The following is a 13,171-nucleotide window of genomic DNA, read 5'->3' on the forward strand; positions in this document are numbered from 1 at the left end:
ACTTTATTTTGCGCGGCCCACCAGCGGCCGCCCCACCTGGATCACCGGCTATTTTGCGCATTCCGTTCCCCTCCACCACTGTCGCGCGCGGCTGCATCGCCGTTGCCGCGCTGCTGATCACCGCCTGGGTCCAGTGGGACCACGACGGCGCGGCGCAGCGGCTGGACAACTGGCTGCGCGACCGCTCCACGCTGCTGCGCGCCAGCCCCCAGCCGGAACAGCGCATGCTGCTGGTGGACATCGACGAAACCAGCCTGGAACGCTACCCCTGGCCCTGGCCGCGCACCCGCATGGCGGAAATGGTGGAAGCGCTGCTGGCCGATGGCGCCCGCGGCGTCGCACTCGACATCCTGCAGGAAAAACCGGCCGACGCCGCCGGCGATGCCCGCATGACGATGCTGTCCCAGCACGCGCCGCTGGTGGTGGCCCAGCTGTTCGATTTCGGCCAGCGCGAAGATCCGCTGCACAGCGGCACGCTGGCCGGCGGCGCCCCGGGCGCCGTGCCCGGCGGCGTGCCGGCCTACGGCTACATCGCCAACCACGCCGGCCTGGCGCAGGCCCTCCACTTCGGCAACATCGGCGTCGCCCCCGACCCCGACGGCGTGCTGCGCCGCGTGCCGATGCAAACCGTGTTCAACGGCCACAGCTATCCGACGCTGTCGCGCGCGCTGTTCGACTGCTGCGCCGGCGGCCGCCCGCTGCCCGACACCGCCACCGGCTGGGTGCGCATTCCCTACACCCGCGACTGGCCCGCCTACGAAGTGGCCAAGGCCGCCGACCTGTTGGACCAGCGCGTGCCGCCCGAGTTCATCCAGGGCCGGCTGGTGCTGATCGGTTCGTCCGCGCTGAGCATCGGCGACCGCGTCGCCACGCCGCTGGGCGCGCTCAGCGCCGGGCTGATGGTGCACGCCTCCATGCTGACCGGCCTGCTGGACCGCCAGGCCGGCCTGGCCCCCGCGCCCTGGCCCGGCAGCCTGATCGCGCTGCTGTTCTGCCTCGGCGTGACGGCGCTGGCCAGCTACACGCTGCCGCGCCGCACGGCCGCCGTCAACGTCACGCTGCTGGTCGCCAGCTCGGCGCTGTGGCTGCTGCTGGCCTACGCCATCGCCCCGCACGACGCCAGCTTCGGCCCGTCCGGCCCGCTGCTGTCGAATCTGTTCCTGCTGATGGTGGCCGTGCCCTTCCACTGGCAGCAGGCGCAGACCCGCTCGCGCCGCCTGCTCGACACGCTGCGCCAGTACGTGGCGGGCGACGTGGTCGACGAACTGTTGCGCAGCAACCTGCAAGACCCGCTGGCCCCGCGCCAGCTGGACGTGACCACGCTGATCGCCGACATGGAAGGCTACACCACCCATGTCGAATCGCTGCCGGTCGAGGAGGCCGCGCGCCTGACCACCGAATTCCTCGACTGCCTGACCCGCCCGGTGCTGGCGATGCGCGGCACCCTCGACAAATACACCGGCGACGGCATGGTGGCGTTCTGGGGAGCGCCGCTGCCCAATCCCGACCACGCCAACCTGGCGCTGGACGCCGCCCGCGCCATGCTGCAGGCGGTGCAGCATTTGAACACGCGCCGCGCCGCCGACGGCCTGCCGCCGCTCAGGGTGCGCATCGGCATCGAAAGCGGGCTGGCGATGGCGGGCGACTTTGGCACCGCCATGCGCAGCATCTATACTGCCGTGGGTGACAGCGTCAACACGGCATCACGACTGGAGCAGGCGGCGCGCGATTACCCGTACGACATCATCATCGGCGAAGGCACGGTGAGCCGCGCCAGCCGCCACCGTTTCCGCCAACTGGGCCAGCGCGTATTGCGCGGCAAGGAGCACCCGATTAATCTGTACACCCTTGAGGACGCGCCATGCGCGCCGTAAGCCCCCCGCTGCTGCTATCGCTGCTGCTGCCGCTGCTGTGGAGCGGCGCGGCGGCGGCCGCCCAGGCGCAGGCCGCGGCGCCGCAGCGCGACATCGTGGTCGCCTCGTCCGACGCCGGCGCCAATGCCGAGCCGGCGCCGTACGCGCCCATCCAGCAGGAAGAGCTGTATCTGGAAGCGATGCGCGCGCTGGCGGCCGACCAGCCCGAGCGCGCCAACGCCCTGCTGCTGCGCTTCCTGGAAGGCGAACCGCGCCACGCCGGCGCCTGGCTGGACCTGGCGTTCAGCCAATGCACGCTGGGCCACGGCGCCGAGGCCGAGCGCCTGTTCCGCGAGATCGAAACCCGCTTCAAGCCGCCGCCGGCCATCCAGGAGCTGATCGACCAGCACCGCGCGCGCGGCTGCAACACCAAGCCGTCGTGGCGGCCGCTGTGGGCGGTGTCGCTGGGCCGCGGCTACGACAACAACATCAACCAGGGCGCCAGCAGCAACCAGTTCTTCATCGGCAGCGGCAGCACGCAGACGCAATGGGAACTGGACCCGGAATTCTGGCCCAAGCCCGACCACTTGACGACGGCCGGGGTCGACTATCTGCAGCAGCTCGACGAGACCGGCTCGCTGCTGATCGCCCAGCTGCGCATGCGCCAGAACGACAATGTGCACACGCAGGACACCGGCTCGCTGCTGCTGGGCTACGAGCGGCCGTGGCAATGGGGCGGCTGGCGCGGCTACGGCACGGTCGCGGTCAGCGCGCTGCAACTGGAACGCCAGCTCTACCAGCGCCAGGAGCAGTTGCAGGTCCGCGCCACGCCGCCGCTGGACTTGCCGGAAAACCTGCAATGGTCGCTGCTGGCCAGCGTCAGCCATGTGCGCTACCCGACCCGCACCAAATACGATTCCAACACGCTGGAGCTGGGCACCAATCTGTACTGGCGCGGCGCGCAGCAGGTATCGTTCTCGCTGAGCGGATTGTCGGACCAGGGACAGAACGGCCGTCTCGGCGGCGACCGCCACGGCTGGTACAGTTCGCTGCAACTGACGCAGCCGCTGCCCTACAACCTCAAGGGGGAGCTGGGCTGGACACGCCAGGTCTGGCAAAGCAGCGAGGTGTACTCGGAGAACATCATCGACATCGTCCGCCGCCAGAACATGCGGCAGTTGCGGGCGGCCATACAGATGCCGCTGGGTACGCACCAGAGCCTGCAGCTGGAATGGCGCGCGGTAAGAAATCAGGAAAACATCCCGCTGTTTCAATATAATAGCCATGCTATCCAGCTCAATTGGCGCTGGGACAACTTTTAACGCCGACCTCCGGCCATCGACGCCGGAGCCAGGCGCACTCTCAAGGCATATGGCGTATCAATCTATTACATTTGGCGGGATCATCACGGGCGCCGCTCCAGCCTGCGCCACGGGTACGGCATGACGACGCCTTCGAAGACCTCGGTGATCAAGGTGACGGGCGATCAGGCAATGGCCGCCATGCAGGCTGGCGCCACGATCGATGTACAAATCCATCTGCGCAAGATTCCGCTGCTGTCGGAACTGACCGACGAAGAGATGGTCAAGGTCCGCGCCGACATCCGCGTCCGCCACTACGCCAAGCGCGACGTGGTGCTGCAAAAAGGCGCGACCGGCGACAGCCTGCTGTTCCTGGTGCAGGGCCAACTGCAGGTGGTCGACATCACCGAGGATGGCCGCGCGATCGGCCTGCGCATGCTGGCGCCGGGCGACTTCTTCGGTGAAATCGCCGTCATCAACGGCACCATGCGCTCGGCTTCGGTGGTGGCGACCACGCCGGTGCTGGTGGCGCTGCTGCCGCGCGCGACGGCGCTGCATTTGTTCTCGCACTCGCCGTCGGTGGCCAACCAGATGCTGCGCTTCCTGGCCGCCAAGGTGCAGCGCGATTCGGAGTTCCGCGCCCTGCTCAGCATTCACAACACGGCCAAGCGCATCTACAGCTTCCTGGAACTGGTCAAGGAACAGAAGGACGATGAAGAAGTGGTCGAGAACCTGCCGACCCACCAGGATATCGCCAACATGATCAACACCAGCCGCGAGACCGTGACCCGCACGCTGCTGTCGCTGACCCAGCAAGGCATCATCAAGAAAGGCACGCACCGGCTCATCATCGTCGACCCGGACGCGCTGCAGAAACTGGCCCAGAGCTAGTCCGGGCCGACATTTCAAGGCTTGCCGGTCAATGCCGACAGCCAGCGCTTGAAGCGGCCGCCGCTGGCGACGCCGGCTTCCGCCACAACCACCGGCTCAGGCTGCGGTACCGGCTCAGGCTCGGCCACCGGCGCCGCCACCTGCAACTCCCCCTGCCGCACGCCCGCCTCGAACAGCATGATGCCCAGCGAACGCCGGTCGTCGCCGCCGTTGGCCTCGGCCGGCACAAAGGTCGGCGACAGCAAGTCGACACGATAAAGCTGCCCCTGCTTCAAGCTCACCGGCAGCTGGGCATCGATCATCTGGTTTTGCACGCCGAAGAACACCTGCTGCTGCAACACCTCGCCGAATTGCTTGCTGGCCTCGTCATGCTCGCGCACCTGCACCGTCAGCGGCGTCGCGCTGTCGTAGATGCTCATGATGCGCAGGTTGAGGAGATTGCTGTCCTGGCGCGCCAGGAAGTACAACCAGCCGTTGCCGTTCGACCAGCGCCCGCCGACGCCGTTCATGTCCGGCTCGAACGGATGCCAGCCGCGCCCGAACTTGTCGAATTTGGTGGCGCGCTCGTCCTTGGCTTCGCTGTCGAACACGAAGATATTGCCCTGGCAGCGGCGGCACACCTCGGACTTCATCGAATCCTTGGCGATGGCCTCGCGCTCGGGCGCGCGCAGCAGCTCGACGATCGAGGTGTCGCGCATATTCGGCAAGCCCATCTCGCCCTCGTAGTCCAGGCAGCACAGCGACATCTGACCGTCCGCCAGCATCGACACATTGTGCGCCATCGAGCAATCCAGCGCTTCCTCGCGCTCCTCGACGTAGACCACCGATTCCTTCGGCAGGAAGGTCTTCATGAACGTTTCTTCCTTGGTCCACAGGCCGAAGGTCTTGAAGCGGATGAAGCAGTTCGGCGCGAACATATAGCCCCAGAACTGGTCCTCGGTCATGTCGATCGCGCCATCGGGGATGGTGTCGCGGCTGGCGGCCAGGTGGTTGCGACCCAACTGCTCGGCATACTGCTCCAGCGAGCGCACGCGCTCGGCCTCGAACTGCTCGGGGAACTCCGCGCGCAACTGCTCCGAGAAACCATCAAAACGATTTAGCAGGTTCAGCACGAAGGCATCCTTGTCCTCGACATCGAACGGATCCCACATATTCAGGTCGAAGTCGGACTGGATGGTCGAATCGGCGCGCATATTGGAGGTCGACGTCACATGCACCTCCACCCGCGATTCGCTGCCGGCGGCGAACTTTTCGCGCAGCGCCGGGAAGATGCGGTCGAAATACTGCTCGAAGTTCAGCTTGTCGTAGCCGCGCATGCGCTTGTACGAATCCTCGGTCGGCGTCTGCAGGCTGAGCACCAGCGCAACGTTGTCGTGCTGGAAGATCTTCTTCGCGCGCTCGGCGTCCAGGATGGCGAAATTGCTGATCAGGTAGACCTCGATGCCGTACTGCTCGCACAGGTCGATGTACTTGTAGATCTTCTTGTTCAGCAACGGCTCGCCCAGCACGTTGAACTGGATGGGCTTGTTCAAGCCCAGGTCGCGCACCTCTTCGATGAAGCGCACCGCCAGCTCGTCGTCCGCGTTGCCGCGTTCCTTCTTCAGGTAGTCCGACGGGCAGAAGGTGCAGTGCATATTGCAGTGGTTGGTCAGCTCCAGGAAGAACACCTCCGGCTGCACCGCCCAGTCGTTGACCGGCGCCGGCCGCGCTTCCGTCACGGGCAGCGGTGGAGCGGCGGCGGCGCTGTCGTTTTGGAGATGGATTTTGATCATGGGAGGCGGCTGGGACGGGTGGCTGGAAACATCTGGATACAAATTCTATCCGCGATCTGTATGACGGGGATTATATAGCAGTTCGCCCCGTCCCTGCTGGGCCGCCGCCCCGTTTGGCGCGCTCGGGCGTACAGTTGCCCATGTTATAATCCGCAGCTTTGCCACCCGGCCCGCGCGCCACCGCACCATGACGAAAATCACCTGCCCGCTCCACCGCCGCACCCCGCGCCGGACCACCAGCCAGAGCGGAGTGGCACGATGATTTCGCGCGCAATGTTCAGCGGCCTGTGGCGCTACCGCGGCTTCGTGCTGGGCAGCGTGCAGCGCGAGTTCCAGTCGCGCTACCGCAACTCCCTGCTGGGCGCCACCTGGACCATCCTCAACCCGCTGGCCATGATCGTGGTCTACACCGTGATCTTCTCGCAGGTGATGGGCAGCCGTCTGCAGGGCAGCACCGCCACCTTCGCCTACAGCATCTACCTGTGCGCCGGCGCGCTGACCTGGGGCCTGTTCGCCGAGATCACCGGGCGCAGCCAGTCGGTCTTCATCGACCACGCCAACCTGATCAAAAAACTCCAGTTCCCGCGCATCTGCCTGCCCATCATCGTGGTGCTCAATGCGCTGGTCAACTTCACCATCATCTTCGGCCTGTTCACCGCCTTCCTGGTGATCTCCGGCAGCTTCCCCGGCTGGGTCTACTTCGCGGTGTTCCCGGTGCTGCTGCTGCAGATCGCCTTCGCCATCGGCCTTGGCATGGTGCTGGGCGTGCTCAACGTCTTCTTCCGCGACGTCGGCCAGTTCTTCACCATCGTGCTGCAATTCTGGTTCTGGTTCACGCCCATCGTCTACCCGGCCAACACGCTGCCGGCGCCGGTGCGCGAGCTGCTGGTGTGGAACCCGATGGCGGCCGTGATCGGCGCCTACCAGCAAATCCTGGTCAACGGCCAGATGCCGCAATGGGGCAGCCTGCTGCCGGTCGCCATCGCCGGCCTGGTCTGCTGCACGCTGGGACTGCAACTGTTCCGCAAGCGCGCCGGCGAGATGGTCGATGAACTGTAAGCGCCACACCGAAAGCACACCATGGGCACCATAAGCGTCAAACAACTGGGCAAGGCCTACAAACAATACGGCAACCGCTGGGGCCGCCTTGCGGAATGGGTCTTGCCGTCCCTCGGCAAGCGCCACCGCCTCAAGTGGGTGATCCAGGACATCAACTTCGAACTGACGGCGGGCGAAGCGGTCGGCATCATCGGCATCAACGGCGCCGGCAAGAGCACGCTGCTCAAGCTGATCACCGGCACCGCCCAGCCCACCACCGGCAGCGTGCAGATCACCGGCCGCGTGGCCGCGCTGCTGGAACTGGGCATGGGCTTCCATCCCGAATTCAGCGGCCGCCAGAACGCCTACATGGCGGGCCAGCTGCTGGGCCTGACCGTCGAGGAAATCAGCACGCTGATGCCCGAGATCGAAGCCTTCGCCGACATCGGCGAATACATCGACCAGCCGGTGCGCGTGTACTCGTCCGGCATGCAGATGCGGCTGGCGTTCAGCGTGGCCACCGTGCGCCGCCCGGACGTGCTGATCGTCGACGAGGCGCTGTCGGTCGGCGACGCCTGGTTCCAGCACAAGAGCTTCGAGCGCATCCGCCAGTTCCGCAAGCTCGGCACCACGCTGCTGATCGTCAGCCACGACCGCGCCGCGATCCAGTCGATCTGCGACCGCGCGCTGCTGCTCGACCGCGGCCACCTGGCCTTCCAGGGCAAGCCGGAAGAAGTGATGGACTACTACAACGCCCTGATCGCCGAGCGCGACGGCGTCAACATCGAACAGACCACCGGCGCCGACGGCCGCACCCAGACCAGCTCCGGCAACGGCAAGGCCACCGTCACCGCCATCAGCCTGGAGAACGCCGACGGCGATCCGGTGGAGACGGTCAACGTCGGCGTGCCGGTCACGCTGCGCATCAAGGTGCGGATACACGCAGACCTGCCGCGCCTGGTGCTGGGCTACCTGATCAAGGACCGCCTGGGCCAGCACATCTATGGCACCAACACCCACCACATGGAGCAGCCGCTGACCGATCTGCGCGCCGGCGAACAGATCGAGTATTGCTTCCGCTTCCCGCTTAACCTCGGCCCAGGCAGCTACTCGGTGACGACCGCGCTGACCAGCAGCGAAACCCATCTGGCCGACAACTACGAGTGGCGCGACCTGGCGCTGCTGTTCCTCGTCATGAATATGAACCGCAAACCCTTCGCCGGCACCAGCTGGATGGAACCGGCGATCGAGATCGCCCGATGAGCGCCGGCTTCTACCGCGCCTTCGAGGACCGCTACCGCGGCTCGCGCGAGCTGATCAAGCAGCGCCTGCGCGCCTACGAGCCCTTCTTCGCGCCGCTGCGCACGCTGCAAGACCCGCCCGCCGCGCTCGACCTCGGCTGCGGCCGCGGCGAATGGCTGGAGCTGCTGGGCGAACAGGGCTTCCGCGCCCACGGCGTCGACCTCGACGACGGCATGCTGGCGGCCTGCCGCGAGCGCGGCCTGGACGTTGAACTGGGCGACGCCATCGCCTGCCTGCGCGCGCTGCCGGACAACAGCCTGGCCGTGGTGTCGGCCTTCCACCTGGTCGAGCACATCCCGTTCGACCTGCTGCAAACGCTGGTGGCGGAAACCCGCCGCGTGCTGCTGCCGGGCGGCCTGCTGATCATGGAAACGCCGAACCCGGAAAACCTGGTGGTCGGCGCCTCCAGCTTCTACCTCGACCCCACCCACCTGCGGCCGATTCCGCCGCAGCTGCTGGCCTTCGTCACCGAGTTCGGCGGCTTCGGCCGCCACAAGGTGGTGCGCCTGCAGGAGGAAGCCGGCCTGCGCGGCGACACGCCGATCGCCCTGATCAACGTGCTCGACGGCGTCAGCCCGGACTACGCGGTGGTCGCGCAAAAGGATGGCGAGGCCGCCGTGCTGGCGCCGTTCGAAACCGCCTTCCACGCCGGCTACGGCCTGGCGCTGGGCCAGCTGGCGCAACGCTTCGAGCAGCGCCTGGTCGACCGCGACGACGCCCTGCGCGCCGCGCTGGCCCAGCTGGAAGAGCACACCATCGACAGCAAGCTGCGCCTGGCCGGCGCCGAATCCGGCCTGCAAGGCGTGACCCGCCTGAGCCAGGCCAACGCCGCCCGCAGCGAGGAACTGGCGCACGCGCTGGCCGAGCTCAGCAACCGCGTGCACGCCACCGAGGTGGCGCAGGCGCAAGCCGAGGAAGCGCGCCGGCAGATCGCCGCGCTGCTGGCCAGCAGCTCGTGGCGCATCACCGCGCCGTGGCGCATGGTCGGCGGCTGGGCGCATGCCGCACGCGCCGCATTGCGCGCACGCGCCAAGGCCGCGCTGCTGGGCGCCGCCCGCACGCTGCAACGCTGGCCGCGCGTCAAGCGCCTGCTGCGCCCGCTGCTGCTGCGCATACCGGGCATGACCCGGATCTACCAGGCCAGCATCGCCGCCAGCCAGGCCATGCCGCCGGAAGCCCAGGCGCCGCTGGGCGACATGTCGCCGCGCGCGCTGCGCGCCTACCGCGATCTTCAATCCGCGCTCAAGAAGACAAGGAAACATTGATGCGTATCGTCATCGATTTGCAGGGAGCCCAATCCGAAAGCCGCTTCCGCGGCATCGGCCGCTATTCGCTGGCGCTGGCGCTGGGCGTGGCGCGCAACGCCGGCCAGCATGAAGTCTGGCTGCTGCTCAACGGCGCGCTGGCCGACGCCATCGCCGACCTGCGCACCGCCTTCGCCGGCCTGGTGCCGCCCGAACGCATCTGCGTGTTCGAGGTGCCGGTGCCGCTGGCCGAGCTGCACACCGACAACAGCGCCCGCACCCGCGCCGCCGAGCTGCTGCGCGAACACGCGATCGCCCAGCTGCGGCCGGACGCGGTGCTCGTCACCAGCCTGTTCGAAGGCTATGTCGACGACGCCGTGGTCTCGGTCGGCAGCTTCGCCGGCGCCGAGCGCACCGCCGTGGTGCTGTACGACCTGATCCCCTTCCTCAATCCGGACGCCTACCTCGGCACGCCGGCGCAGCGCCAGTACTACGACCGCAAGATCGCCTCACTGCGCCGCGCCGGCCTGCTGCTGTCCATCTCCGACTACTCGCGCCAGGAAGCCGTCGACGCGCTGCAACTGGCGCCGGAACAGGTGGTCTCCATTTCCACCGCGGTCGACGACAGCTTCCACCCGGCCGCGCCGGACGCCCAGCGCTGGGGCGAGCTGCGCAGCCGCTTCGGCCTGACGCGGGCGATGCTGATGTACGCGCCCGGCGGCTTCGACGCCCGCAAGAATATCGACGGCCTGATCACCGCCTACAGCCTGCTGCCGAAAGCGGTGCGGGCCAGCCATCAACTGCTGATCGCCAGCAAGCTGGGCCAGCACGACCGCGACCAGCTGCTGGCGCATGCGGCACGCGCCGGCATCGCCGCCGGCGAGCTGGTGCTGACCGGCTACGTCAGCGACGCCGACTTGATCGAGCTGTACCGCAATGCCGCGCTGTTCGTCTTCCCGTCGCGCCACGAAGGCTTCGGCCTGCCGGCGCTGGAAGCCATGGCTTGCGGCGCGCTGGTGATCGGCGCCGACAACACCAGCATCCCGGAAGTGATCGGCTGCGACGAGGCAATGTTCAACGCCGACGACCCGGCCGCCATCGCCGCCAAGATCGCCGAAGTGCTGACCGACGTCGCGCTGCAACAGCGCCTGCGCGAGCACGGCCGCCAGCAAGCACGGCGCTTCTCGTGGGACGTGACGGCGCAGCGCACCGTGCGCGCGCTGGAAGCGTGGCGCAGCCAGGCCGACGCCGTCGCTGCACCAGCCAAGCCGGCACGCAAACCCAAGCTGGCCTTCGTCTCGCCGCTGCCGCCCGAGCGCACCGGCATCGCCGACTACGCCGCGCAACTGCTGCCGGCCATGCTGGACCATTTCGACATCGAACTGGTGCTGCAACAGGACAAGCTGACGCTGGCGCCGGAACTGGCCGCGCTGCCGCAACGCAGCGTCGCCTGGTTCGACGAGCACGCGGACGAGTACGACCAGATCCTCTACCAGTTCGGCAACAGCCCCTTCCACAGCCACATGTTCGGTCTGCTGCGCCGCCATCCGGGCGTGGTGGTGCTGCACGACTTCTTCCTGAGCGGCGTGCTGGCCTACGAACAGCGCACCGGCAACATGCCGGGCGTGTGGTCGCAGGCGCTGTTCGACAGCCACGGCTACCCTGCCCTGCTGGCCGGCCAGAACCCCGACAACGCCGAAGCGATGCGCGTCTATCCGTGCAACCTGGCGGTGCTGCAGGACGCCACCCGCGTCATCGTCCATTCCGAGCACGCGCGCAGCTTGGCACGCCAGTGGTACGGCGCGCAGGCGGCGGCCAACTGGAACGTGGTGCCGCTGCCGCGCGCGCTGCCGGCGCAGCAGGACCGCGCCGCCGCCCGCAAGGCGCTGGGCGTCGCCGATGACGCGCTGCTGGTGTGCAGCTTCGGCTTCATCGCGCCGACCAAGCTGACGCTGGAACTGATCCAGGCCTGGCTGGCCTCGCGCCTGCACGCCGACCCGCGCTGCATCCTGGTGCTGGTGGGCGAGAACCACGGCGGCGACTACGGCGCCGAGGTGACGGCCGCGATTGCCGGCCACGAGCGCATCCGCATCGCCGGCTGGACCGACGAAGCCGTCTACCACCAGTATCTGCAGGCCGCCGACATCGGCGTGCAGCTGCGCAGCGTATCGCGCGGCGAGACTTCGGCCGCCGTGCTCGACTGCATGAACTACGGCTTGGCCACCATCGTTAACGCCAACGGCTCGATGGCGGCGCTGCCGACCGACACCGTCTGGCAGTTGGCCGACCACTTCGAACTGCCGGCGCTGACCGCCGCGCTGGATGGCCTGCGCGACGACGCCGGCCGCCGCCAGACGCTGGGCGCGGCCGCCGCGCATCTGCTGCATACCGCGCACAGCCCGGTGCAGTGCGCGCAGCTGTACGCCGACGCGATCGCCGAAGCCGCCATCGATGCGCGCAGCGACCGTCCGGCGCTGCTGCACGCGCTGGCCGCGCGCGACGATCTGCCGGCCGACGAAGCCTCGCTGCAGCAGCTGGCGTCCGCCATCGCCCGCGCACCGGACGCGACGCAAGCGCGCCAGTTGCTGGTCGACGTCACCGCCATCGCCCGCCACGACTTGAAGACCGGCATCGAGCGCGTGGTGCGTACCCAGGCGGCCGAGCTGCTGCGTTCGCCGCTGCCGGGCTGGCGCGTGGAGCCGGTGTACCTGAGCGATGAAGGCGGCCGTTGGCACTACCGCTATGCGCGCCGCTACACGGCGCAGCTGCTGGGCATCAGCGCCGAGCTGCACGACAGCGTGGCCGACACCAGTGCCGGCGACGTGTTCTACAGCGCCGACTACACGCCGGGCGCGGTGGTTGCCGCCGCCCAGGCCGGCCTGTACGCGCACTGGCGCGCGCGCGGCGTGCACGTCAACTTCCTGGTGCACGACCTGCTGCCGGTGCTGCGTCCGGAATTCTTCCCGTCCGGCGCCGCCCAGGGCCATGGCACCTGGCTGCGCTGCATCGCCGCCGAGGCCGACCGCATCCTCTGCATTTCCGACGCGGTGCGCCAGGAGCTGCGCCTGTGGCTGCAACAGCAGGACGCCCAGGCGTCGCTGCCGCAACTGGCGGTGCTGCACCATGGCGCCGACATCGGCGCTGCCGCCGCGCCGTCCGCGACCAAGGTTCAGAACGCCGAACTGGCGCGCTGCACCGAGCTGCCGGCCTTCCTGATGGTGGGCACGATCGAGCCGCGCAAAGGCCATCTGCAAGCCTTGGACGCTTTCGAGCAGCTGTGGGCGGATGGCGTGCAAGCCAATCTGGTCATCGTCGGCGCGGAAGGCTGGAAGCCGCTGCCGGCGCACGAACGCCGCACCATTCCGCAGATCGTGCAGCGTTTGCAGCAGCATCCGCAGCTGGGCAAGCGCCTGTTCTGGCTGCAAGGCCTGGACGACGACGCGCTGCAGCAGCTGTATCGCGACAGCGCCTGCCTGCTGGTGCCGAGCGAGGGGGAAGGTTTCGGCCTGCCGCTGATCGAAGCGGCCAGCCACGGGCTGCCGTTGCTGGCGCGCGCGCTGCCGGTGTTCCGCGAGGTGGCGGGCGGGCATGCGCAGTATTTCGATGGCGCCGACGGCGCCGCGCTGGCCGGGGCCGTGCGCGCCTGGCTGGCGCTGGACGCGGAAGGCAAGGCGCCTTCATCGGCCGGCATGCCGTGGCAGACCTGGGCCGACAACGCAGTCGAACTGCTGGCCGTGCTGCGCGGGGAACGCTAGCAACCCGTCGCTCCC

At 68.1% G+C, this 13,171-nt stretch carries 8 protein-coding genes; 7 read left to right on the plus strand and 1 reads right to left on the minus strand.

Translation table 11 applies throughout. From position 1 onward, the window contains the following. The first annotated feature begins 53 nt into the window (after nucleotides 1-53). From GEV01_RS16920 to GEV01_RS16930, 3 genes are all read left to right on the plus strand, one after another. Nucleotides 54-1,874 (plus strand): CHASE2 domain-containing protein, encoded by a 1,821-nt coding sequence (locus tag GEV01_RS16920; protein ID WP_152806511.1) that lies wholly within the window; start codon nucleotides 54-56, stop codon nucleotides 1,872-1,874. Next, nucleotides 1,862-3,175, plus strand: coding sequence for a tetratricopeptide repeat protein (locus GEV01_RS16925; RefSeq protein ID WP_152806513.1), 1,314 nt, complete (start codon nucleotides 1,862-1,864; stop codon nucleotides 3,173-3,175). Before GEV01_RS16920 ends, GEV01_RS16925 begins: the two co-directional genes overlap by 13 nt. 120 nt (nucleotides 3,176-3,295) lie before the next feature. Next, complete coding sequence (locus GEV01_RS16930) at nucleotides 3,296-4,045, plus strand: Crp/Fnr family transcriptional regulator (RefSeq protein WP_235914398.1); 750 nt, start codon at nucleotides 3,296-3,298, stop codon at nucleotides 4,043-4,045. Between the two features lie 14 nt (nucleotides 4,046-4,059). Here GEV01_RS16930 and GEV01_RS16935 read toward each other — a convergent pair whose 3' ends face one another. After that, on the minus strand, nucleotides 4,060-5,817 hold the full coding sequence (locus GEV01_RS16935) for a radical SAM/SPASM domain-containing protein (RefSeq protein WP_152806515.1): 1,758 nt from the start codon (nucleotides 5,815-5,817) through the stop codon (nucleotides 4,060-4,062). Between the two features lie 258 nt (nucleotides 5,818-6,075). On the opposite strand from GEV01_RS16935, the gene GEV01_RS16940 reads away from it, so the two are divergent. Genes GEV01_RS16940 through GEV01_RS16955 form a run of 4 tightly spaced genes read left to right on the plus strand, consistent with a single transcriptional unit; the run spans nucleotide 6,076 to nucleotide 13,156 of the window. Further along, a complete protein-coding gene (locus GEV01_RS16940) occupies nucleotides 6,076-6,876 on the plus strand; it encodes an ABC transporter permease (RefSeq protein WP_152806517.1) in 801 nt (266 codons plus the stop codon). A gap of 21 nt (nucleotides 6,877-6,897) precedes the next feature. After that, complete coding sequence (locus GEV01_RS16945; RefSeq protein ID WP_152806519.1) at nucleotides 6,898-8,118, plus strand: ABC transporter ATP-binding protein; 1,221 nt, start codon at nucleotides 6,898-6,900, stop codon at nucleotides 8,116-8,118. Then, nucleotides 8,115-9,422 carry a class I SAM-dependent methyltransferase gene (locus GEV01_RS16950; protein WP_152806521.1) on the plus strand — a complete coding sequence of 436 codons (1,308 nt, stop codon included), beginning with the start codon at nucleotides 8,115-8,117 and terminating at the stop codon, nucleotides 9,420-9,422. Before GEV01_RS16945 ends, GEV01_RS16950 begins: the two co-directional genes overlap by 4 nt. After that, nucleotides 9,422-13,156: a glycosyltransferase gene (locus GEV01_RS16955; protein WP_152806523.1), complete on the plus strand. Its 3,735-nt coding sequence runs from the start codon at nucleotides 9,422-9,424 to the stop codon at nucleotides 13,154-13,156. Before GEV01_RS16950 ends, GEV01_RS16955 begins: the two co-directional genes overlap by 1 nt. Nucleotides 13,157-13,171 lie beyond the last annotated feature (15 nt).

It is taken from the genome of Rugamonas rivuli, assembly GCF_009380165.1.
In the GTDB taxonomy this organism is placed as follows: domain Bacteria; phylum Pseudomonadota; class Gammaproteobacteria; order Burkholderiales; family Burkholderiaceae_D; genus Rugamonas; species Rugamonas rivuli.